Origin of the sequence: Streptococcus pseudoporcinus LQ 940-04 (genome assembly GCF_000188035.1) — a bacterium.
Lineage (GTDB): Bacteria > Bacillota > Bacilli > Lactobacillales > Streptococcaceae > Streptococcus > Streptococcus pseudoporcinus.
The window spans coordinates 70,987-94,189 of record NZ_AEUY02000003.1 but is presented as its reverse complement, the minus strand read 5'-3'; the positions used below and the strand labels follow the sequence as shown (position 1 = coordinate 94,189).

Annotated in this window: 18 protein-coding genes; 2 read left to right on the top strand and 16 right to left on the bottom strand. The window is 36.0% G+C overall.

Annotation, left to right across the window (positions count from 1 at the left end; genetic code table 11):
- The 11 genes from STRPS_RS00745 to dnaG all read right to left on the bottom strand — a co-directional run bounded on the left by STRPS_RS00745 (position 1) and on the right by dnaG (position 11,142).
- The gene (locus STRPS_RS00745) at positions 1–723 is read right to left on the bottom strand and encodes an IspD/TarI family cytidylyltransferase (protein ID WP_007894361.1); all 723 of its coding nucleotides are present in this window, start codon (positions 721–723) and stop codon (positions 1–3) included.
- A complete protein-coding gene (locus STRPS_RS00740; protein WP_007894057.1) occupies positions 724–1,548 on the bottom strand; it encodes a LicD family protein in 825 nt (274 codons plus the stop codon). It lies immediately after the preceding gene.
- 36 nt (positions 1,549–1,584) lie between these two features.
- Positions 1,585–3,345: a hypothetical protein gene (locus STRPS_RS00735; RefSeq protein WP_007894300.1), complete on the bottom strand. Its 1,761-nt coding sequence runs from the start codon at positions 3,343–3,345 to the stop codon at positions 1,585–1,587.
- Positions 3,342–3,692: a DUF2304 domain-containing protein gene (locus tag STRPS_RS00730; protein WP_007894331.1), complete on the bottom strand. Its 351-nt coding sequence runs from the start codon at positions 3,690–3,692 to the stop codon at positions 3,342–3,344. The genes STRPS_RS00735 and STRPS_RS00730 overlap by 4 nt, the downstream gene beginning before the upstream one ends.
- A complete protein-coding gene (locus STRPS_RS00725) occupies positions 3,692–4,417 on the bottom strand; it encodes a glycosyltransferase family 2 protein (protein WP_007894141.1) in 726 nt (241 codons plus the stop codon). Before STRPS_RS00725 ends, STRPS_RS00730 begins: the two co-directional genes overlap by 1 nt.
- Before the next feature lie 2 nt (positions 4,418–4,419).
- Positions 4,420–5,361: a glycosyltransferase family 2 protein gene (locus STRPS_RS00720; RefSeq protein WP_007894048.1), complete on the bottom strand. Its 942-nt coding sequence runs from the start codon at positions 5,359–5,361 to the stop codon at positions 4,420–4,422.
- Complete coding sequence (cps2T, locus tag STRPS_RS00715; protein ID WP_007894136.1) at positions 5,351–6,505, bottom strand: beta 1-4 rhamnosyltransferase Cps2T; 1,155 nt, start codon at positions 6,503–6,505, stop codon at positions 5,351–5,353. The genes STRPS_RS00720 and cps2T overlap by 11 nt, the downstream gene beginning before the upstream one ends.
- A 117-nt stretch (positions 6,506–6,622) precedes the next feature.
- A complete protein-coding gene (gene rfbD, locus STRPS_RS00710) occupies positions 6,623–7,477 on the bottom strand; it encodes a dTDP-4-dehydrorhamnose reductase (protein WP_007894311.1) in 855 nt (284 codons plus the stop codon).
- Positions 7,478–7,582: 105 nt separating this feature from the next.
- Positions 7,583–7,921: a metal-sulfur cluster assembly factor gene (locus tag STRPS_RS00705; RefSeq protein ID WP_007894093.1), complete on the bottom strand. Its 339-nt coding sequence runs from the start codon at positions 7,919–7,921 to the stop codon at positions 7,583–7,585.
- Positions 7,922–8,215: 294 nt separating this feature from the next.
- A complete protein-coding gene (gene rpoD, locus STRPS_RS00700) occupies positions 8,216–9,325 on the bottom strand; it encodes an RNA polymerase sigma factor RpoD (protein WP_003084376.1) in 1,110 nt (369 codons plus the stop codon).
- Positions 9,326–9,333: 8 nt separating this feature from the next.
- Entirely contained in the window at positions 9,334–11,142 is a 1,809-nt protein-coding gene (gene dnaG / locus STRPS_RS00695) for a DNA primase (protein ID WP_007894277.1), read from the bottom strand.
- A 125-nt stretch (positions 11,143–11,267) separates the two neighbouring features.
- Between dnaG and mscL the strand changes: the two genes are divergently transcribed.
- The gene (gene mscL, locus STRPS_RS00690; RefSeq protein ID WP_007894068.1) at positions 11,268–11,645 is read left to right on the top strand and encodes a large conductance mechanosensitive channel protein MscL; all 378 of its coding nucleotides are present in this window, start codon (positions 11,268–11,270) and stop codon (positions 11,643–11,645) included.
- A 225-nt stretch (positions 11,646–11,870) separates the two neighbouring features.
- On the opposite strand, the gene rpsU is transcribed toward mscL, so the two are convergent.
- From rpsU to rexB, 3 genes are all read right to left on the bottom strand, one after another.
- Positions 11,871–12,047 (bottom strand): 30S ribosomal protein S21, encoded by a 177-nt coding sequence (gene rpsU, locus STRPS_RS00685; protein ID WP_000048058.1) that lies wholly within the window; start codon positions 12,045–12,047, stop codon positions 11,871–11,873.
- Between the two features lie 180 nt (positions 12,048–12,227).
- Positions 12,228–15,881 carry a helicase-exonuclease AddAB subunit AddA gene (gene addA, locus STRPS_RS00680; protein ID WP_007894147.1) on the bottom strand — a complete coding sequence of 1,218 codons (3,654 nt, stop codon included), beginning with the start codon at positions 15,879–15,881 and terminating at the stop codon, positions 12,228–12,230.
- Position 15,882: 1 nt separating this feature from the next.
- Positions 15,883–19,119, bottom strand: coding sequence for an ATP-dependent nuclease subunit B (gene rexB / locus STRPS_RS00675; RefSeq protein ID WP_007894286.1), 3,237 nt, complete (start codon positions 19,117–19,119; stop codon positions 15,883–15,885).
- A 170-nt stretch (positions 19,120–19,289) separates the two neighbouring features.
- Here rexB and ypfJ point away from each other — a divergent pair, with 170 nt between their 5' ends.
- Positions 19,290–20,207: a KPN_02809 family neutral zinc metallopeptidase gene (gene ypfJ / locus STRPS_RS00670; RefSeq protein WP_007894266.1), complete on the top strand. Its 918-nt coding sequence runs from the start codon at positions 19,290–19,292 to the stop codon at positions 20,205–20,207.
- A 112-nt stretch (positions 20,208–20,319) separates the two neighbouring features.
- Here the strand turns inward: ypfJ and STRPS_RS00665 are convergent, their stop codons facing one another.
- Both STRPS_RS00665 and pheT read right to left on the bottom strand, forming a co-directional pair.
- The gene (locus STRPS_RS00665; protein WP_007894293.1) at positions 20,320–20,694 is read right to left on the bottom strand and encodes an OsmC family protein; all 375 of its coding nucleotides are present in this window, start codon (positions 20,692–20,694) and stop codon (positions 20,320–20,322) included.
- A 91-nt stretch (positions 20,695–20,785) separates the two neighbouring features.
- The gene (gene pheT, locus STRPS_RS00660) at positions 20,786–23,191 is read right to left on the bottom strand and encodes a phenylalanine--tRNA ligase subunit beta (RefSeq protein WP_007895982.1); all 2,406 of its coding nucleotides are present in this window, start codon (positions 23,189–23,191) and stop codon (positions 20,786–20,788) included.
- Between the last annotated feature and the right edge of the window lie 12 nt (positions 23,192–23,203).

Here is a 23,203-nt window from a genome sequence, read left to right as displayed (position 1 = left end):
TTATAATCCATAAATTTGTGCATTTTCTTTGGCATCGTAAAGAGCTTTAAACGTGTAAAAATCATCCGGTGTTGTGATTTTTATGTTTTCATATGGCCCTTCTACAATAGTTAACTTCCGATTGTACATTCCCATTAAGGTACTGGAATCAATTGCATTAGTGATTCCTTTTGAGATAGCATCACGTTGAACTTCTAAAATATCTTTCAAGTAAAAGCTTTGCGGAGCTTTTGCAATATAGGAACGCGTTCGATCAACAACCTCTTGAATTTCCTCTTGGTCATTTATCAAAACAACTGTTTCTTTTGCAGCTACTGATGTAATAGCAGTTCCTTTTTCCTTTACAGTTTTAATGTTGCTAGAAAGCAAAGGAACATCAATTAAGGGACGAACACCATCATGAATCAAAACAATATCATCTTGTCCACTAGCAATTTTTTCAGCAGCTTCTAAACCATTAAAAATTGAAAGCTGTCCTGTTTCACCTCCAGGAACAATTGCTTTAACTTTTTTGAGAGAAAATTTTTCTACTAATTTTTCCATGTAGTCAATCCAATCACTGACACATACAACAACAGTCACATCAATTTCTGGATTATTTTCAAAAACTTCTAAGGTATGAACAATGATTGGTTTACTATGAACTTCTAAAAATTGTTTTGGTTTCCCTTTAGAACGCATCCGGCTCCCTACGCCACCTGCAAAAATAAGACCAATATTCATTTAATTCTCCTTCCAGTACCAAGTATAGTAACTGTGATTTTCTCGCTTATTCTCAGGCGGTAATTCCATATAAGAATTGCCATAAAGTTGCTTTAAATAAGCATGATCATTTTTAATTTTTCTTACTGTTAGATGTTCAAATGGTGTGTCTTCATATTCTGAAAATAATTCAACAGGGAAAAACTCTTTTAAGCGATAGCGTGAGTCTGTATAGCCTATAAAAGGTACATCTTGATCATTGTATGTTCTCATAATTTGCTCTGCCACTAATGCTCGTTTTTTTGCTTGGCCATGATACAAAACAAAACGTGGAAAACCTAAAATCAATCTAGCAATAGCATATAGTTTCCGTGAACCACTAGCATAGTTTGGATAGGTTGTACACATAAGGTTTGCAGCTGCATTATGAACTTTCTTAAAGAATTTCTCCCGCTCCTCAGAACTTTCAGGTAATTTGTCCATAGGGAAGAGGTCAATAAAGATACCCGTCCAAGGATGAATTCGATCAGTCTTACTCTGATACATAGAGCCTGTATGATAGAGCTTTGCAAATGGCCAGAGGTTAGGTTCAACGGAATGGTGCAACAACTTATACTCTGTATTGTCTTCTTTAGCCAAAACTACCATCAACTTTTCATAGTCGCTTCTTTTGAGCATTAAGTCAATATCATCATCCCAAGGAATAAATCCTTGATGGCGAATAGAGCCCAAGAGACTTCCGCCACCTAAAGAATATTCTATTTTGTTTTCTCTTGCTATTTCATCAATATAGGAAAGCATCTCCAACTGAACTTTCCTAATTTCTGAAACGGTCATTTTTTTCATATCATATTTCCTTTCAAATTGAAGAAATCGTTATAACTAGGTTTTTTTGATAAAGAAAATAATAACGCCAATATAAGAAATAATAACAACAATTAATAGTCCGACTATCTTATAGATTGGATTCAAATTATGAGTTGATTTTTGACCCTTATTTTTAACAGGAATAGCATTATATTCTTGATCACCATATTTAAAATCTGAAACAAAACCGTTAACTTCATAATTAGTTACTCTAGCATTCGAAATAGAATTACTATCGACTTTAAAATAGATTGGTTTCTTATTATTAACTTCCCTCTTTTCATTTTGTCGGGGAATAATAAAATAGTTGTATCTATCTGAAAGACCTCTTATTTTGTATAAAGGTTCATTATCTTTTTTTTGTTCTTTTTTATTGAAAACCCAAAAGTCATAATTGATAGGGATATCTCTAACATTCCCATCTACGTAGCTAAACCTCTCACCGTTAATTAAAAATGGTTGAAAGTGACTGATTTTCTTGGCAAATTCCATTTGGTTTAAATGCGTATTAGTCCAAAAAGTTGTCTCTTTTTTTGTTTCTAAAACTTCTACTTTCCCATTTCGAATTCTTCCTAATATAAATTGAATTCCCGAGATTGGTTTATTTGTCTCCTGATCGTTTGTTACAAAATTAATACCATAACTTCTAATTTCCGGAGTAAGGATACCACCATTTTCATCTAAAACAAAAATGCCTTGTGATGACTTCGTGTTGTACACGTCAAATGATTTTTCCATAAGACTTGTTTGATCATTTGGTTTTTCAAGAATCAAAGGTAACTTATAATTGACCATTGAGCTCACATGTCCCTTAATAATCAGTTTACCTTTTGTATTTTTTTCAAAATTAAAATTAAGTAACTTTATCGCATAAAGCTTAGAAAGCGCCAGAGTAACTTCTTTATCCATAATATCCAAATCATTTTTATCTGGACTTTCTTTTCCAATACGATAACTAATTTGTCCATTTACAATTGTCGGACTATATTTAGAATCGGTGAGTTTTCCATTATCAGATTCCTTAGTAGTAATTGGATCAATTTTTTCTTGATATTGATGATTTGCTGAATCAATAACAAAATTGGGTGATAATCGTACCAGCATTTTGCGTGAAGTTATTGGAATTTCATAAGTCATTTCTTCTCCAAAGTCTGCTGAAATGCCACTTAACTTTTGTTTCCCATTAAGTAATATCGGTTTTTTATTTGGCCTCGAATTTCCCAGATAAATAGTAGAGTTATTAGTAAGTCTTACTAAACGATAATCTTTAGACCCAGTAGTATCTCTTAATATAGATAAGCCACTCTCTACATTCCCAATTAATTTACCGGATTTATTTGAAAATTTATACCTTGTATTTTCTGGATTAGATAGAAAGACTTCTTCTTTTAGGCCATTCATAAAAGTTAAGTAATCTAGTGAATTTTCAAAAAGAATCTTAATAATGGCCTTAGCCTCTGCATCATTATGCTTTATACCTTGTCCAAACTGGTAATCACCGAGATTTATTTTTGAGGCATGAACATCATATTTCTTTCTTACACTGTCTAAAGTATAATGTGAAAAATCAGATGTATTGAATTTACCAGACCTAATTTTTCTATAAGCCGTTTCATAGTTAAATACTGCGACATGTATTCCTTGCATTGGTTGATTATTATAATGATAATAAGCTGTAATATCAACTTTCTTATATGTATTTTCAGAATTACTTGACTTCTTACATCCCGTCAATAGTAAAAGAAAAGTTACAACAATTAATATCTTTTTGGTCATTTAGAATTTTTATCCTCTATTTCTTTTTTTAACAGGGAAACTTCTTGAATGAGTTTTTTGATTTGTTCTTCTTTGCGGGTACTACTGGTCGTATCAAATATCTCTAGGATAAATAAAAAGAGGACAGCCATAAACAAAAGAAAATTCATTGTTAACGCAAATCCAGCCCGATGCGCCACGAAAGAAACGACCTGTGGGAATAAACTAATAAAAACAAGTGAAAAACCGATAAATAACCACGGTGTTGCTCGTTTCACAGAAAATGAATGTCTATTAACCATACGAATGATGACATATAAAATGGCAATAGCTAACAGGAACATTTCAACTTGTAAAAATAAACTCATTAGTCTTTCTCCTTCATGAATCCTGCAATTAGGATTGAAATAAGCACATCAATCATGTAAGTTACAGATTTAAAAGCTCTTATACTCGAAACACCTTCTAAGCGTTCAAACATATTTGCAGGCATTTCTTTTACTTTTAAGCCTTTTTTTAAGAGACTTACAATTGATTCAGGTTCAGGGTAGGCAACCGGATATCGATCAGCAAAATAAGCAATTACCTTTTTGTTTCCAGCTCGATAACCGCTTGTTGTATCATAAATTTTCTTACCAGTAGTTAATTTAATAGCAATTGAGATAAGATTGATGCCTAAACGACGCATAAAGGTAGACTGAAAATTTTCAATTGACCTGTCAACAAAGCGAGAGCCAATAACAAAGTCTACTTCTTCATCTAGTACTGGCGTAACCACTTGGACTATACTATTGATATCATGTTGTCCATCACCATCAAATTGAACAGCGACATCGTAACCTTCTCTTAAAGCATAAATATAACCTGTTTGAACACCGCCACCGATGCCTAAATTTTGAATTAAATCAATGTGGTGAAGACCCTTAGCATCTAATATGTCTGCTGTCCTATCTTTTGAACCATCATTAATAACAATATAATCTAAAAGAAAAGGAAGTTGGTGTTCTTCTCGGTAGGACACAATATTAGCGACCGTTTTTTCGATACTTCCTTCTTCATTATAGGCTGGAATTATTAATAGTACTTTTTTCATGTTCATCTCGCATTATATAGATTTGTGATTAGTAATAATCGGAATACAATGATATGTTTCCATTGATTTTTAGTATAGTGATATTTTAATACTCTACGAATTCTTTCAGAGAAAGCTTGTTGATCAATATCAATATAATTTTCAAGTAATTCCCTATCCCCTTGGTTTAATAAAGGTCCATAGGAATATATAATTTTTTGTGCTTGTTTTTGTGAAGCATGAATGAGATTCCAATATCTGGTAAAAATCCTTTTGGGACCTTCCCTTAATAGTTTAAACCGTTTATCAAGTGTTCGTGCTCCAAGGACATTATTAGCGTGTTGGCGATAGAGCTCTCCAGGTTGATCAATGTAAATTAACTTACCAAGACTTGTTGCTAAAAGCGCTAAGTACCAATCGTGCATGATAATGTTATCCGGTGAGAGCCATTTTTCAGCTAAGGCATGATTAATCATCATGACTCCCCCCGTCACTGAATTTTCAGCCAATTCTTGAACCAAACTCGTATTAGCATGTCCAGATTGTGAACGAATCATACTTTCGTTGATAACATTTAACTGCTGATCAACAACTTTTAAATCCATGTAAACTAATATTGGTGTTTCTACAGAATATTTCTGAGCTTCTTCAAGTTGAACAGCCATTTTATCCGGTAGCCAAATATCATCTTGGTCACTAAAAAAATAGTAATCTGCTTTTTCGTACTTTAGAAGGGTGAAAAAATTCTTGATAACCCCATAATTTTCCCGATTCTCAGCATTAATAAAGTGAATACGACTATCCTTTGCAACATATTCTTCAATAATTTCTGGTGTTCTATCTGATGAACCATCGTCTCGGATTAGCAGATGCCAGTCTGTAATAGTTTGATTGCGAATACTTTCAATCTGCTCCGCTAGAAATTGTTCCCCATTATAGGTTGACATTAAGATATTAATTTTCATTTAAAAATAAAGCCTCATATTCTCCTACAATTTTATCCCATGTGTATTCTCTTTGAATAATATTTCTAGCTTCTTGACCTAAATCATCATAGTTGTGGCGACTATCTACACTCTCAATTAACTGAGCTAAAACAGTTTGTTCTTTAGTCCAATACAAAGCGCCAGTTTTTGCCACTGATTTATTGAAATCAACACCTAAAACTAAATTCAACTTAGTGTGAGCAAGAGCTTCTAAGAGACCCGGATTTGTGCCCCCAACTTCATGTCCATGGATATAGGCAAAAGCATTTTCTCGGATATAGGTTAATAGCTGCCGATCATACAAAGTTCCTAGAAACTTAATCCGCTCATCTTGCTCTAACTGTGTTTTATTTTTTAGTGTCTCAAAGAATGAACTTCCTTCATGATTACAAATCACAACCAAATCACGCTTGGTGCTTGAAGACATAAACTCTTTGATAATGGTTTCATAATTGTTTTCAGGAACAAAGCGGCCAACTACTAAATAGTAATTGTGTTCATTAATACCTGCCTTATTAAAGTAGTCTCGTACGCGATCATCTTCAAAACTTAAAGCTGAAGATGCTGTATCCGTTCCATAGGCAATAAATTGTGTTTTGGCTCGAGGGTATGTTTCTTTGATATAGGTTTCAATCCCTAAATTATCAGAAATTACCAAATGGGCCTTCTCTGCCATTTGTTTTTCTGAATACTTTAAGTACCATTGAACGGGTTTGGGCCATTTACTACGTTTCCACTCTAAGCCATCTGGATTAATGTAAAACTGACCCTGGACCTTCTTGATTTTAGGGATAAATAAGCCAATAAAAGCACCTATTGTATTCCCTAAAATATAAAAGATCGGGCTATCAATCCTATTTTTTTCGCAGTAAGTCAAAGCATAAGTGAGTGCCATCATATCATAAGCAATCACTCGAGCTGGTCCAAGTTGAGGAGGATTAATGTAAAAACAATCTGCACCTCTAAACTCAAAGTGTTCCTTATGTTTTGAATCACTTAAGCAGGCAACATGATAGTGAATAGCCCCACTTTTTTGACGGCTGACTAATTCCTCAACAAAGGTTTCAAAGCCCCCATATTTTGCTGGCAATCCTCGGCTACCAATAATAAATACATCCTGCATCCACAATGCCCCATTCTAAATTATAATCATTTAACAATTATAGCATATTTATAGTCTATTTGCGAAATTTTACCAATAGGAAAAGCCCCGCCATTAGGGCAGAGCTCATTATTCCATCTATTTTTTGATTTCTTGTTTATAAAATTCCTGTAAAGCATCTTGCCACATAGGGATTACAAATCCTGTTGCTTTAGCCTTGTCTAAATTCATCGTTGAATTAAGTGGGCGCTTTGCTTTTGCTGGAAAAGCTGACGAATCAACTGGTACTACTTCAACATCTGTATCCTTTAGGATTTCTTTAGCAAAATCATACCAATTTGTATCTTCTTGTGAGTCATTTGAAAGGTGATAATAACCAAAGGCTTTATTATTTTCTGCCAAATAACACATGAATTCTGCCAAGGTCCTTGTCCAAGTCGGACGACCGAATTGATCGTTAACAACAGTCAATTTGGGATGTGTTTTTGCTAAATTTTGCATTGTAAAGACAAAATTCTTACCATAGTTACCAAAGACCCAAGCCGTTCTAATAATATAATATTTCTTACTATATTTTTCAACAGCTTCTTCGCCTAATCGTTTTGTACGACCATATTCTGTTTGCGGATCAGGAATATCTGTTTCAAACCATTCTTGCCCCACTGTTTTTGTTCCATCAAAAACATAATCAGTAGAGATATATACTAAGGTAGCATCATACTTCTGACAAGCTTTTGCGATGTTTTCTGTCCCATCAACGTTAATAGCTTGATTCAAAGCCTTGCCTTCATCTTCAGCGGCATCTACTGCAGTATAGGCCGCGCAATGATAGACTAAAGTTGGCTTTACTTGTGCAAACACCTGATCAACCATCTCTTCATTAGTGATATCCATCTCTGCAACATCTACAGCTACATAGTCTTCATTACGTTCATCTAGCAAATAGCGTAATTCGGTACCAAGCTGGCCGTTACTTCCTGTGATTAAGATCATAACTTCTCCTTTAAAGAATTATTAATAAGATATTCTGAGAATAATTAACTATTTCTTCATTATTCTACACTAAAAAAGAGAATATTTCATCTCTTTACCCTTGTTTTAACGAATACCTAAAGCAATCCTAGCGTAGCGACTCATTTTCTCCACAGTCCATGCTGGATACCAGACCAATTTCACTTCCGAACTAGTAACTTCGGGAACCTCTCTTAAGACATCATAAATTTGATCAGTTAGTAAATCAGCTAAAGGACATCCCATAGTCGTTAGAGTCATATCAATTTCTGTATGACCAGAATCGGAGAAACGAATTTCATAAATCAAACCTAGATTAACGATATCAATTCCTAGTTCTGGATCAATTACCATTTCTAAAGCCTCAAGGATACGATCTTTAATTTTTGTAACTTCCTCTTCACTGTATTTTAGGTTTTCTGACATAGAATTTCCTTTATCCTCGTTATTTTGATTATTTAAGGCTAGGAGAACCAAGATAAACCTTCGAAACCTATGATATAGTAACGTTATTTATTTCTTGATCTCTAAAGCTCAATGACAACTCCCGACTCATTATTGAGAGTCATTGTTTACACTTTTTTTATTTTAAAGAAGACCTTTAAAAACGTCCACTGGACGTAAACTAATTTTGGGGCATGACTGACCTTAACATTAGCTCTTATTATCCTTCCTTTTTTATTTTCCAAGGAACGACCTAAAAACGTCCAGTGGACGTTTTTAGTCCTCTATAAAGTCTCTTAATTGTTTACTTCTGCTTGGGTGGCGGAGTTTTCGTAAAGCTTTGGCTTCGATTTGGCGGATACGTTCCCTCGTTACGTTGAAAACTTTACCAACATCTTCAAGCGTACGCATTTTGCCATCATCTAAACCAAAACGCAAACGCAAAACATTTTCTTCGCGGTCTGTTAATGTATCTAAAACTTCATCTAACTGCTCACGGAGAACAACACGTGTCGTATAATCTACCGGATTTTCAATCACTTCATCTTCAATAAAATCACCTAAATGACTATCGTCTTCTTCACCAATTGGTGTTTCTAAAGAGACGGGTTCTTGAGCAATTTTAAGGATTTCACGCACTTTATCAGGCGTCATCTCCATTCGTTCTGCAATCTGTTCTGGTGTAGGATCTTGGCCTAATTCTTGCAGAAGATTCCTTTGTTCACGAACTAACTTATTAATCGTTTCAACCATATGGACCGGAATACGAATCGTGCGAGCTTGGTCTGCAATAGCGCGCGTAATAGCTTGACGAATCCACCAAGTTGCATAAGTTGAAAATTTAAACCCTTTAGAATAATCAAATTTATCAACGGCCTTCATTAGCCCCATATTACCTTCTTGAATTAGATCAAGGAATTGCATACCACGTCCCACATAGCGTTTGGCAATTGAAACAACTAAACGTAAGTTTGCCTCTGCTAAACGCTGTTTAGCATCTACGTCACCTTCAGCAACAGCAATCGCTAGTTCTTTTTCTTCTTCGCCTGTTAAAAGTGGAACGACCCCAATTTCCTTCAGATACATCCGTACTGGATCATTGACTTTAGCTGAATTACTGCCAATCAACTGTTCATCTGTTAATTCTTCTGGTTTTGGTTCTTCAACGATATATTTTGTTGACGGATTTCCCTCTTTATCCGTAATTGAAATACCACCATCTGTTAGACGTTCTAGTAAATCATCAATTTGGTCAGCGTCCAATACAAAAGGAATAACAAGTTTTTCTGTTACTTCATCATCAACTGCAGTACCTTCTTTTTTATGGTTACGAATGAATTCGGCAACTTGAACATTAAAAGTTGTTATTTCGTTTTTTTTAGTCATATTTTCCTCTATTCCATTTTCCTTTTCTGTGCAATGAGATTTTCTAAAACTTCTAAGGCTAGTTGGTGGTCTCCATTATTACTGGATTCTCGTACTTGTTTTCCTTGCTTATGGATATCTCTTTCCCTCAGTAATTTGTCACGCTTTCTTAAAATATCACTAATTTCACTTTCAGTCACTTCCTCAGGTAAATGTTCTTCTAAAACACGATAATAAGCTTGGTTAACGTCTTCCGATAGATTGGCTAAATCAAGTGGGCTGATTTCTCCATTTGCCTTTAAAACAAGAAATAATTCCTGTAGAGCCGGTGTGTCAAAATAAAAATTATCTTTTAGTCTAAATTCATTAAGCAAATACTCATGATGAATTAAGCGGTGTAAAAGCTGATTTTCTGTTCTCACCAAGGCCGTAATATTTTTGGTAACCGGCAGAGTCATAATAGGCGCTTCCGATGGAGTTATCTGTACTTGACGTCTTTGCCGATCTTGAACTCGGTAAGTATTGACTGTCTGTTCCACCTGCAAGTAGTCAAAATCAGGTAAACTATCAGCCACTTTATGAATATACGAATTCTGAGCTGTTATTGAAGGGGCTTTAGCAATAATCCTGGCAATCTCTTCCACATAAGCAATTTGAGCTTGTAAATTATCTGTATTTTCTGGCTTTAAGTACCTAATGAAAAATTCAACGTCACTAATCCTTGAGTGTTCTAATAAATGAGCTAATTCTTCTGCTGAATGCTTTTGGACAAATTCATCTGGATCCATCTTGTTCGGGATAAGAACAATTTCAACTTGAAAATCAGATAATAAATCTATAGACTTAGCAATAGCATTCTGACCAGCATCGTCACCATCATAAGTTAAAATCACTTTTTTAGTTAGTGGTTTCAAATGATTAATATGCTCCTGAGTTAAAGCTGTCCCCATTGAAGCGATAGCATTTTCACAACCTGCTTTATAGGCTGCGATGACATCCATAAAACCTTCCATTAAAAAAACTTCATGTTTTTTGGCAATAACTGGCTTAGCCTTGTCTAAATGGTAAAATTCATAGGACTTATTAAAAAGTAGTGTCGCTCGCGAATTTTTATATTTAGCTAGTTTATTACCTTGATCCTCTTTAGTCCAAATTCGACCAGAAAAAGCAATAGTCTGACCGCGATCATCTGTCAAAGGAAACATAATACGATTACGAAAAGCATCATATAGGGTGTTAGACGATTCAGATAGATTAAATAGTCCAGATGTTGTTAAGATCTCCTCTGGGTATTTTTTGGAAAGTGCCTGATAAAGGTAATTCGGTTCAGCTGGAGCTAATCCAATATTAAAATGCTCAATCAGATTATCGTCTAAGCCACGCTGGTATAAATAGTTTCGAGCTTCTTGCCCTATTTTTGTGGTTTTTAGAACAGCTTGGTAAAATTTCTGAGCATCTTGATGTAAATCAATAAGTTCTTGATGACTTTTCTTTTTTGGCGACTGATTTTGAGGTTTAGGAACATCTAAAGCAATACCACTCTTTTCAGCAAGAATACTAACGCTCTCTAAAAAAGGAACTTGCCGATATTCTTCAATGAATTTAAAAACATCGCCTGAACGACCACAACCAAAACAGTGAAAAAATTGTCGGTCCTCAATAACATTAAATGATGGTGTCTTCTCTTTATGAAAAGGACACAAGCCCAAATAATGTCTCCCCGAACGAGAAAGACTAACAACTTCACCAATGACATCAACAATATTGACAGCATTTTTAATCTGGGAAATCTTTTCTTTGTCTATAGCCAAACTGTCACCTCCCCAGAAAAAACCCATTGTATTTTTACAGTTTATTATATCACCTAGCAGCTTTTTTGTAAATTTTTAAAATTGAACACAATTGCTGTCTTTTATATGAAAACTGTGATATGATTAAGTTATTAAAAAAAAGGGGAATTCTCATGATTAAAGAGTTAAAAGAATTTTTATTTAAAGGCAATGTCTTAGATCTAGCTGTTGCTGTCGTTATTGGGGCTGCTTTTAAAGCAATCATTGATTCATTAGTGGCTGATGTCATTACACCACTGATTTTGAATCCTGTTCTTAAGGCTGCTGGTGTTTCAAACATTGCAGAACTTGCATGGAACGGTGTTAAATATGGAAGTTTCATCGCTGCAGTTATCAACTTCCTAATCATTGGTACAACTCTATTCTTCGTTGTTAAGGCTGCTAACAAGGCAATGACCTTCAGAAAAAAAGAAGAGGAAGAAGTTATTGCTGGTCCTACTCAAGAAGAACTCCTCGTTCAAATTCGCGACTTACTTGCAAGCAAATCATAATCCTGAAGAAGTTGGTTTCCAACTTCTTTTTTAATGTCCTCTTAAAGTCAAAAGAGTCTGGGACAAAAAGATATTAATTTTTGAGATTCCCTGCCATTAATTTTTCCAATTGATAAATGAAACCCAAAAAGCGAACAAAACTCATTTTCTGATACTCAGAATACTGTCTTGTTCGCTTTTTATATTTGAGCTTAGACTTTTGTCCCAGCCTCTTTTTATCTAAAATTAGAATTTTTTACGTTTACGAGCTGCTTCTGATTTGCGTTTACGTTTTACAGAAGGTTTTTCGTAGAATTCACGTTTACGTGATTCTTGAAGAGTTCCAGCTTTAGTAACAGAACGTTTGAAACGACGAAGAGCATCATCCAATGATTCGTTTTTACGTACTACTGTTTTTGACATATGTTTCACCTCCTCAAGATATTGTAACATTTACACGTTCTTTAACATATTACATGACTTTTGAAAAATTGTCAATAAGATTTAGTAATACTTTTACTTCTCTTTCAATTTGGTCAACTATTACTTTCTCATTAAGATACCATTTAGGCCTTTAAAATTAGTTTAAAAGCAAAAGAAACCTTACAAGACAGAAATCACTTCTAGATCTTCTCCTCCCAATAAAACAAGATACTTTTCGACAGTGTCAATATTATAAGCTTGTGACAAAGCTTCTGCATATAAGGCTAGTTGACCTGCATACCTTCTCTCTAGCTCACTTGCCTGGTGATATTTATCAGTCTTGTAATCAAAGAGAATAATTTTATCCTTAAACAGCAAGTAACCATCAATAATGCCACGAACCACAAACTTTTCTTGACTAAGCATGTCCTTTTTGAGCATAGCAAACGGCGCTTCACGATGGAGCTTCTGATGGTGATTACAGATTAGTTGACCAAGGGCAGTCTGGTTGAAGAACTGAATAATCTTGTCAAGATCCAGCTTAGCTTTAAGGGACTCACTAGCATTAACCAGGGTCAAAGCCTTTCGAACACTTTCTTGTGTCACTCTTTCTGAAATCGTGATTTTTTGCATCAATTCATGTAAGCTTGATCCAATTTGGCTAGCATCAATAGTAAGATTTTCACTAAAATTTGGTAAGACAAACGATGCTTGACTCAAAGGTCGGCTTTTTTCTATAACAGCAACTCCTTCAGAGTCCATAATTGGCTGATAAAAGTCTTTAAGCTGACTCGGTGTTTGAACTGTTGGTAAATGAATAGCTGCATGATAAGACTGGTTTAACTGATTAACTTTTTCTAACATATCTAAAGCACGCGCAATATGGTCAGATTGTCTATTATGGGCCAAATTATCAGGATCTAAAACCTCTTTTACGACTAATTGGCCAATAGCGTCATCTCCTAAATCACTATCACTTTCAAAACGGAGATCAAAATAAAGTTCTTCTTGGGCAAAACTTTCTCGAATAGCTAAAAACCAATCTTGGAAACTTTGGAGATTTTCACGCACTGTCCTAGGCAAATGATTTCCTTCTCTTTGCCCATCATACTTATCAGCTAACTTCTCTTGACTTCCCTTACCAATCAAATATAGCTTCTTTTCCGCCCTAGTCATCGCAACGTAAAGCAGGCGCATCTGCTCTGAAAGAGTAGCTCGCTTCAAGGCTTTTCTATTCATCTGATAAGGAAGCGTTTCTAAAGTAACCTTTAAGCTTGATAATTGCTCTGCATCCAAAAGAGTTTTAAAATCAGCTAAATATTTAATACCTATCCCCTGCTGACGGTCAAGAATAGCTGGCGCGTATAAATCCTTAAAACTAAACTTTTTATCACAGTTTAATATAAATACATACTTGAATTCTAACCCCTTCGATTTATGAATCGTCATCAAATTGACAGCATCTTTAGCCTGAACAATATCAACATCAGCCAGGTCATTTTCCGTTTCTAAAATCCTATCGATCATGGAGATAAAGCGCGACAAACCTCTATAACCTGTCTTTTCAAATTGACTGGCCCTTAATGCTAGAGCATATAGGTTAGCTTGCGCCTGTTCTGCCTTAGGACTGGTAGCCACATAATCAAAGTAAAAACGATCATTATAGATTTTCCAAATTAAATCATACAAACTATTCTTCTTCGCAAAAAGTCGCCATTGCTTTAAAATCTTGTCAAATCTTATTAGACTCTCTTGTAAGTCGTTGGTTACTAAGTCTGGATAAAGACCTTTCTTGGATAAAGCGTTTTGAATCTTCTCATAGAAACTTTCCACTTTGTCTTGCCTAGATTCCTGTAAAGCTATTCGTGCTAACTGGTCCTCATCAAAGGCAAACATTGGGGATTTAAGTAAGGCCACAAGGGCATAATCATTAAGAGGATTATTAATCGTCCTCAAGGTATCTAGCATGACCATTATTTCTACTGATTGCAGATAATGATCTAGGCCACCATCAGACACTAAGGGAATCCCCAAACGATTAAAGGTTCGCAAGATATTATCATTTCGCGTTCGAGACGAAACCAAGAGCGTAATATCCGAAAAAGCTACTTGCTCGTCATTATGAAGACGAATAATTTCTTTAGCAACAATTTTGACCTCACCAGGTGAGACTTGATTATCACTAAGCATCTCACTAGAATCTGGCTGCTGACTCTGATCTTGACTGTCGGTATTGTATAGTAACAGTTGACACCTATTTTCTGGGAAGCTTTCTTCTTGACGAGAACTACCAGGTAATAAACGATGGCTAGTATCATAAAGAATATCGCCAACTGCTTCGTCCATTAAATGAGAAAATACTGCATTGGTGACCGCCAAGACTTCTGACTGACTCCGGAAATTCTCTTTCAATAGAATCAGTCTGCCATTTTCCGGGTTTTCTTGATAATCTTTAAACTTTTGGTTAAAAATAAGCGGATCTGCTTGTCTAAAACGGTAGATTGACTGTTTAATATCTCCTACCATAAAACGATTGTGACCATTTGACAATAATTCCAAGAGTTTTTCTTGAATATGGTTATTGTCCTGATACTCATCAACCATAACTTCATGATATTTGTTCTGATAAGACACTTGAATCTCAGGATTATTTTCCAATATAGCAATGGCAAAATGAGCAACATCAGAAAATTCAAAAGCATTCTCTTCTATTTTTGCTTTTAAATAAGCTTTGCTGAAATCAAGGACAAAAGCTTGTAAAAGTTTTAATAATGGTAAGGTTTCTGCTTGAAAAGTAAAAATAGTTTCCAAATGTTGCACATCTTTTAGGCGCGCTTGTAAGTCTTTAAAAACACTATATTTTCGCTTATTGATCGTCACAGCATCACCAGTTGGCAAAAGTGCCAAAACATCTCTAGCTAATTGACTAATCTGTTCTTTGCCATAGTAAGTGTCAAAGTGGAGGGACCATTCTTGCAGTAATTGGATCATCTGTAGATGCTTTTGGTATTTAGCACTAGGTTTTCCTGCTTTTGTCAGTTGTCCGTAATCTTCTAATTCTGTCAGATCACGTAAACTAGTTGCTGTTCTTTGCATGCTTTGGAGCAAAGCTTCTATATCAGTATCTGGCAAACTACCAAAATCAGTATAACTGTTACTGGCCTTTAGAAAAGTTTTCTCTAACCATTCCAAAGGATCTTCGGTCGATTGGCTAAACTCATAAATCTTATAGACAATTGCTCGAAACCCTTTAGAATCTTTTCGATGTCCAGAGAAATTTTTGACTGTTTTCATAAAGGTCAAACTCTCTTTTGAATCCATATAGTTAGCAAAAATTGATTCATAAATTCTGTTTTTGAGGATATCTTGTTCCGACTTATCCTGCATGATTCGAAACTTTGGTGAGATACCTAAGGTGTAGCTATATTGGGACAAGAGCTTTTGGGTAAAGGCGTCCATGGTACCAATATCTGCTTGAGAAATTCCTTGTAATTGCTGATTCAAATAAGCCTTCCATTCGGCATCGCTGCTTTCTTTGATCAAGGCTAAGAATCTCTTTTCCAGGCGTTCTTTTAGCTCCGTAGCGGCTTTGACTGTAAAAGTAGATATGAACATTTCATCAATGGCAATACCACGCATGACCTTATCAATAATCCGTTCAACCATAACAAAAGTTTTCCCTGAACCAGCTGATGCAGAAACTAGGATATTCTGTCCATTACAATAGATTGCTTCAATTTGCTCAGGCGTTCGTTTTTGTGCTTTATTAGATTCAGCTTCTTTTTCTTGTAGTTTCTTAATGTCCTTGTCACTTAAAAATTGTGGAAAGATCATATTACTGGTTACCTTCCTGTCTGTCTTTCATTAATTCTAATAACGTTTCTTTTTTGTTTTTTCCAAAAACAGTTACTAAGGACCTTGCTTGTCCGAAATCCAAATCAGCCTCAAAGCCAGTTATGGCCTTCAATTGATCCCCCTGAACGGATTTGCCGTCCTTAGTGTAAGGATTAATGAGAAAATGCCCCTGACGAATTTTTTCTTCAGCTCTTAAATATAACCACTCGTTATAGGCTAACAAGACAGCCACTTCTTCTTCAGTGAAAGTATTGTTGGTAATATGGTAGGCCCCAGAAGCTAAATACTCTTTTTCACTTTCCATAAAAATACCTTTATAGGTGAGCTCTTTATAGTGGTCTTTCAATAGTTTACTATCCAACTCTGGATAGCTTGCCAAATCAAGTGTTGGCTCTTGCATATGCAAATACATCGCACCAAAAATAGGAATATGATTTTGATAGTGCCTTTTTAGAGCTGACAAATAAGTAGGCAACTGCGAGTTTAAACCATTGAAAAAGAGGGACAAATCAAAAGCACTAGCACTTGACTTATAATCTACTATGCCTACACTCTGATCAACCAGCTGATCAATCCGATCTATCGTTCCCTTAATTATTAACTTGTCCTTAATTGGCAACTGAAACTTTTCTTCCTGCGCTAAGACATGAACATTTTGATGGGTCTTAAAAATATCTGCAGTCGCTTTGGCAATTCCTTCTAAAAGGTGAAGACTATAGCGTCCTTGCGCGTCATCTTGGTAAAAATATTTGAAACTTGATTCTTGATTTGTCTGTTCAATTGCCCTTTTAACTTTATCATCAAAAGCTAGATCTGTAGCATCTGCCATTACACGTTCAAACACACGGTGTAAATAAGTTCCATGTTGACGTGCATCTGGATGGATCGACTCCATTTCTTGCAAACCTAAAATATATTGTAGAAAATATTTATACTGATTATCATAAAAAACGGTTAAGGCTGAATGAGATAAATGGATAGGTTTTTCTTGCGGAAATCGGGTTTGAATGACTTCTTGTGATAGAGGTTTAGTTTGTAAATGTTTTTTAACTTGAGGCAATACCAAGTCTTCTTTCGCCAAACGTCCTTTAAGATAACGTAACATAACCGTCCAAAAATTTTCCTCTTCTGAGCTGAGTTCTATCTGTCTAGTATTTAGTTCAATCACTTGAGATAAAAGTGATTTATAATTTCCAATGTCAGTCTCCATAGCAGAAAATTGGCTTTTTCCTTTTTCAAGTAAAGGAATGCCAAAATCTAGCAGTAAGGAAATATAAGGGGATAGCTCTACTGATACCTCGTTTAATTGCATTGGGACACTAAGCACTAATTCTTGATTTGCAGAATTAAAAAGCGAAAGTGCCATAAAATGATTCTTTTTAGTTGTTTCATGGCTAGCGACTTCAAATCGCTGGAAAGAAGATAATTTTTGATTGGTTAAAGCACGTTCTTTATCACTTATTAAACTTTTCTTAAGAGTAACTTTTGGAAAATGGGCACTAGTCATCCCAATAGCATAGACAAAGGCCTTACTATGCGGTTGAACTAAGTCATAGGATTTGATCGTAACGACATCTAAAGTTGCTGGCACCACCCGATAATTAGCTGCCTGCATTCCCATTTTAATAAGGTTAAAAGCATGTTCTAAACTAATGATATCATCTTTGAAAATGTGGTGAAATTGCTCTAAAATAGTGGTAAAAACTTTCCAGACTTCCAAATCTTTTTCTTGCTCATTTTCATTTTGAGAATAGCTAAGCTGCTCAAGCTTTGCCGGCAACTCAACTTGCTTTAAAAAGTTCAACAAGCCTGTCAAAAAGCTTGCGCCTGTTTGTTCTTTTTGACTATATAATTCTCTTAGTGGGCTATAAATAACTTCTCGAACCCTATTTATAATCTCAAGATCAAATTTGCGACGGTCGCGATGATCTAGCGGGTTCAAAGAAAAGGGTTTAGCAAACTTGCGAGAACCGTTGATATCAGCAAATTGGACATAGGCTTCAAATTGGTCTAGATCAAAATCTTCAACATGGCTAAATAAACCTGTTTTTAATAGGGACAAGATATCCTCGTTTCGCCAATTATAGCCATAAATACGCTCAAGTGCATCTATAAATTGCACCAGAGGATGATGAGACATGGCTTCTGCCTTACCAAAATAATAAGGGATTTCGTATTTGTCAAAGAGTTGACCAATCTGTAATTGGTAACTTTCAAGATCACCTAATAGAACAAGGATATCCTTATAACGATAACCTTCATAGAGTTTCTGACGGATGCTCTTTGCCACATGCTCAATTTCATCTTTCTGATTGAGGCTTTGCCAAATTTGGAAGGACTCTTTATCCTGTGAACTTAACTGGTTCTCTGATTCAGAAAAATCAAAATGCTCCTCTAAAAGCTTGGTAAGTTTTTGAAAACTCTCAGGATATATTGTCTGACCCTTAACATACTGTGCTTTAACCCCATAAGTTTGAGAAAGTTCACGAAAAAAATCAATACTTGCTTGATAAATATTTCCTTCGGTAAAGTTCTTTGAATAAGCCTTTGGGCTAAGATAAGTGCCAATGACAACCTGACGACATTTAGCATCTAGTTGCGCAACTAAATTAGCTTCTTCAGTGGAGAAACGAGTAAAACCGTCAATAATAAGAACGGTCTGACTAAGCTGGTCATCTATTTGGCTGCTTGCTATGACTTGAGAAAACTGTTCAAGAGAACTTGTCTCATCAAGCTGATATCTTGCCATTAAGTCTTCAACAGCAAGAAAAATTGAGATGAAATCATTCTTCTTTTCAGGGTCTTCCATTTCAAGTTCTGTTACTGCAATATTTGCCCCTTTAAGCTCTTTATATAAATCAATCAATTGCAGTATAAAAGCTAAATCCCCCTTTAGATGATAATAACGCTTTAAATCAGATGCTGTTAATTGGTCTAAAGCACGGTAAAAAATCATTGATAAAGTCATATCATCAATTGGCAAACTTGTTTTAACCTTATTTAGCGTAAAATAGCGAGCCAACTGGCCAAATCGAGTTACTGTAATGGCAAATGAAGCTTCTTGCCTGAGAGCTTCTAAAACATCTCTTTCTTTCTCAAATGAAAGAGAATTTGGTGCGATATAAAAAACACGATACCCTTCTTGGGCATAGTTATCGGCCTGAGCAACTAAAAGTTCCGTTAAAGAATAGTGCAAATCTGTATAAAGTAATTTCATCTTGACCCTTCGTTTTCCTGAATGCTTTCTTCTATTATAACAAATCAAATCATAAAAACGATTTAAGGGCTATTTTTGAGGTAAAAATAAGCCTTCCAACCTTATTTTCAAGCAATTCTCATAAAAATACTTTATAATAGTTACAATGACTAAAAAGAGGAGAAAACAAAATGAAAACTGATGATCTTAGAGAAAGTCAACATGTCGAAGACCGTCGTAATGAAAGTTCTGGTTCCTATACCGGTGGAGGGAGCGGAGCAGGCTTACTGCTACAACTCCTTTTTTCTCGGGGAGGCTGGAAAACAAAACTCCTTCTTTTAATTCTCTTGCTGGTTATGGGAGCCGGTGGCTTAACTGGGATTCTCAATGGGGGTCACTCCACTCACAACAACAATCCCTACCAATCTACAAAAGTAGCACGAACAAGTGGTGATAAAGCTAGCGACCAACAAGTTCAGTTTGTTAGTAAAGTTTTTGCCTCCACCGAAGACTTTTGGACAAAAGAATTTGAAAAACGTGGTAAAACTTATAAAAAACCAACCTTAGTGCTCTATACCGGTTCTATTACGACAGCCTGTGGACAAGGGCAGGCTTCCTCAGGACCCTTTTACTGTTCAGGTGATAACAAGGTCTACCTAGACATTTCTTTCTATAACGAGCTATCAGAAAAATATGGTGCCGCTGGTGACTTTGCTATGGCATACGTTATTGCCCATGAAGTTGGCCACCATGTGCAAAATGAACTAGGTATAATGGAAAAGTACACAAATGCCCGTAAAGGTAAAAATCAAACTGATGCCAATAAACTGACTGTTCAGCTCGAGTTGCAAGCCGATTATTATGCTGGAGCATGGGCTAACTATGTTCAACATCAGGGACTTCTTGATAAAGGAGATATTGAAGAAGCGATGAGGGCAGCAAATGCCGTAGGTGATGATACCTTGCAAAAAGAAACCTATGGTAAAACTGTTCCAGATAGCTTCACACATGGCACATCTGAACAGCGTCAACGATGGTTTGACAAAGGTTATCACTATGGTGATATTGAACACGGGAATACCTTTGAAATAGCTTATAATAGCTTGTAGACAAATTAAAAGAACTGAGCGCCTAATGAAGTGCACCCAAAAAGTTAGATTTTTAGTCTAACTTTTTGGGGTCACTTCACGCCTAAGCCAGTTCTTTTTATTTGTCTAAGTCTTAGTGTAAGACTGTTTTGAAACCAATTTTAATAGCTACATCTGGGGCTAGAAGATTGCTAACACGGCATTTCTTTTTTATAAAAGCTATTAATTGATTTTGCTGTACTTGATTAAGTTGCTCTCCCATATGAACTGTAAGAGTAAAGACACGGTCATCATAATGCGATTCTGTTTTAAGAGGTAGCTCATCCACTTTTTCATAAATCTTAAAATACGACTGAATACACATGGTAACACAGGAAGCTAAAGCTATATTGAGCAAACTCATTGGTGTTTCCCCATCGTCAGTTACCCCAAATAATTCCACTCCTGCCCCATAGCCTTTTGATCTTGTATGATACAGATAATCTCCTCTTATTTCTGTTTGATACATTTTCTACCTCCTTTAAACGACCTTATTATACCAAAAAAAGAACAAGATCAAATACCTATAAGCTTAGAAGGTATGTCCTGTTCTTTTTATTTTACCTTACTTGTGCACCTGCTTCTTTTACCAGAGCATTCGTAATCTTATCCATATATTTCGCTACATCTTCATCACGTAAACTATCTTGCGGATTTTGGAATCTTAAACTATAGGCCATTGATTTTTTACCTGGCTCAATGTGCGCACCAGCATAAATATCAAACAATTTTATAGTGTCTAAATACTTAATTCCGAGATTGTCAATAATCCTTATGATGTCTTGATGGCTTGTGCTATCATCAACTAATATGGCAATATCACGTGACACTGCTGGTACTTTACTGATTTCGTTGAAGACTTGATTTGACTTCATATTTTCTTCAATAATCTGTAAGTTTAGTTCAGCTACGTAAGTTTCAGGAATATCATAATCACTAGCTACTTGAGGATGTACCTGCCCGATAAAGCCAATAGTTTGATTATTCAAGATCAGGCGTGCTGTTCGACCAGGGTGCATACTTGCCATCTCTTTTTCAGCAACAAAATGGACCCTAACCCCTAATTTATCAAATAAACTCTCGAGAATCCCCTTAGCATAGAAGAAATCCACAGGTTGAGCTTGCGTTTGAAAATCTTTCTCAGCAACTAAACCAGAGAGGGCAAAAGCAAAGGTATCAATTTCATTAGGCAAATCTCTTTTAGGATCTCCCTCTTGCTCAAAGATCTTACCAATTTCATAAATAGCTAGATTCTTTTGTTTACGCGCTACGTTATAAGCAACCGTATCCAACATACCAGATACAATATTCTGGCGGAGTGCTGACCTTTCGATGGTCATTGGCCACATCAACTCGGTGAGCTTACTTGGTTGAATGGCAAAAGCTTGGGCTTTTTCTGGAGTTGTTAAAGCATAAGAAATTATTTCTGTCAGCCCAGCCCCTTCGGCGATCGTTCGCACACGTCGACGTAAGGCTTGACTTGCGGTCAATTCACCTGCAGTTCCGCCAGCTTCCGGAAGAGTTGTGGGGAGCTTATCGTAACCATAAATACGCGCGATTTCCTCCACTAAGTCTGCTTGAATACTGATATCCCAGCGACGACGGGGAACAGAAACTGTAAAGGATGAGGCATCACCACTTAGACCAAACCCTAACTTAGCAAAAATTTTCTCAATATCTGTATAGGTTAAATCTGTACCGAGACGAACATTAACATAATCCAAAGTTGTTAGAACTTGAACTGGGTCAGTTGGTAACTGGCCAGCTTGCACACGTCCGGCAAGTACTTGTCCCTGTGCTAATTCTTGCAACATAGCTGCAGCAAAATCAAGTGCTTCAAGAACCGTATCATAATTAACCCCTTTTTCAAAACGAGATGAACTTTCTGAACGCAGGTTAAGTCGGCTACTTGTCTTACGAATTGACTTACCATCAAAAACAGCAGCTTCGAGAACAACCCTAGTGGAGCCATAATCAATCTCTGTTTCTTTTCCTCCCATCACACCTGCTAAGGCAACGGGCTTGTCATTAACTGCTATAACGATATCTTGGGAAATCAATTGACGTTCTTCACCATCCAAAGTGATTAACGTTTCACCATCACGTGCTTGACGAGCAACAATAGAATGGTTGGCAAACTTATCCAAGTCAAAAGCGTGCATTGGTTGACCAAAATAAAGCAAAACGTAGTTGGTCACATCTACAACGTTATTGATGGGACGAATTCCAGCATTCATTAAAAGATTTTGCAACCATTGTGGGCTGGGTTCAATAGTTACGTTTTCAACCACACGACTAGCGTAAGTAAGAACGTTCTCTGATTCAATAGCGACAGAAATCATATCAGAAGCTTTTCTAGAACTTTCATGCACTTCTTTTTCTGGAAAGTGAACTTCTTTTCCATAAATAGCAGCTACTTCATGAGCAACTCCGCGCATTGATAGAGCATCCGCGCGATTAGGTGTGATTGATAACTCAATGATTTGATCGTCTAAGTCTAAATAAGGGAAAATACTGTCACCAGGCTTTGCATCAGCTGGTAAAATCTGAATTCCTTCAGCAAATTCTTTTGGAATAATAGAATCTGGCAATCCTAATTCCTGTAATGAACAGATCATTCCTAATGATTCCATTCCTCTCATTTTGCCTTTTTTAATTTTGTAATTATCGGCAATCCTTGCCCCCGGCAAGGCTACAATAACATTAATTCCAGCTTTCACATTTGGTGCACCACAAACAATTTGTCGAGGCTCATCGTCACCAGTATCAACCTGACATAGATGTAGGTGTGTCTCTGGAACATCTTGACATGATAAAACATGGCCAACAACTAATTTTGATAAACCAGCTGAAGGAACTTCTACACCCTCAACTTCTATTCCAGTTGTTGACATTTTTTCTGCCAATTCTGCTGAAGTCACATCAATGTCAACTAATTCTTTTAACCATTTATAAGATACTAACATACTTCTCTTTCT

Bases quoted from the DNA above. Each gene is read 5' to 3' on its own strand.
- STRPS_RS00745 (WP_007894361.1), bottom strand. From the start codon at position 723: ATGAATATTGGTCTTATTTTTGCAGGTGGCGTAGGGAGCCGGATGCGT.
- STRPS_RS00740 (WP_007894057.1), bottom strand. From the start codon at position 1,548: ATGAAAAAAATGACCGTTTCAGAAATTAGGAAAGTTCAGTTGGAGATG.
- STRPS_RS00735 (WP_007894300.1), bottom strand. From the start codon at position 3,345: ATGACCAAAAAGATATTAATTGTTGTAACTTTTCTTTTACTATTGACG.
- STRPS_RS00730 (WP_007894331.1), bottom strand. From the start codon at position 3,692: ATGAGTTTATTTTTACAAGTTGAAATGTTCCTGTTAGCTATTGCCATT.
- STRPS_RS00725 (WP_007894141.1), bottom strand. From the start codon at position 4,417: ATGAAAAAAGTACTATTAATAATTCCAGCCTATAATGAAGAAGGAAGT.
- STRPS_RS00720 (WP_007894048.1), bottom strand. From the start codon at position 5,361: ATGAAAATTAATATCTTAATGTCAACCTATAATGGGGAACAATTTCTA.
- cps2T (WP_007894136.1), bottom strand. From the start codon at position 6,505: ATGCAGGATGTATTTATTATTGGTAGCCGAGGATTGCCAGCAAAATAT.
- rfbD (WP_007894311.1), bottom strand. From the start codon at position 7,477: ATGATCTTAATCACAGGAAGTAACGGCCAGCTTGGTACCGAATTACGC.
- STRPS_RS00705 (WP_007894093.1), bottom strand. From the start codon at position 7,921: ATGTCAGAAAACCTAAAATACAGTGAAGAGGAAGTTACAAAAATTAAA.
- rpoD (WP_003084376.1), bottom strand. From the start codon at position 9,325: ATGACTAAAAAAAACGAAATAACAACTTTTAATGTTCAAGTTGCCGAA.
- dnaG (WP_007894277.1), bottom strand. From the start codon at position 11,142: ATGGGTTTTTTCTGGGGAGGTGACAGTTTGGCTATAGACAAAGAAAAG.
- mscL (WP_007894068.1), top strand. From the start codon at position 11,268: ATGATTAAAGAGTTAAAAGAATTTTTATTTAAAGGCAATGTCTTAGAT.
- rpsU (WP_000048058.1), bottom strand. From the start codon at position 12,047: ATGTCAAAAACAGTAGTACGTAAAAACGAATCATTGGATGATGCTCTT.
- addA (WP_007894147.1), bottom strand. From the start codon at position 15,881: ATGATCTTTCCACAATTTTTAAGTGACAAGGACATTAAGAAACTACAA.
- rexB (WP_007894286.1), bottom strand. From the start codon at position 19,119: ATGAAATTACTTTATACAGATTTGCACTATTCTTTAACGGAACTTTTA.
- ypfJ (WP_007894266.1), top strand. From the start codon at position 19,290: ATGAAAACTGATGATCTTAGAGAAAGTCAACATGTCGAAGACCGTCGT.
- STRPS_RS00665 (WP_007894293.1), bottom strand. From the start codon at position 20,694: ATGTATCAAACAGAAATAAGAGGAGATTATCTGTATCATACAAGATCA.
- pheT (WP_007895982.1), bottom strand. From the start codon at position 23,191: ATGTTAGTATCTTATAAATGGTTAAAAGAATTAGTTGACATTGATGTG.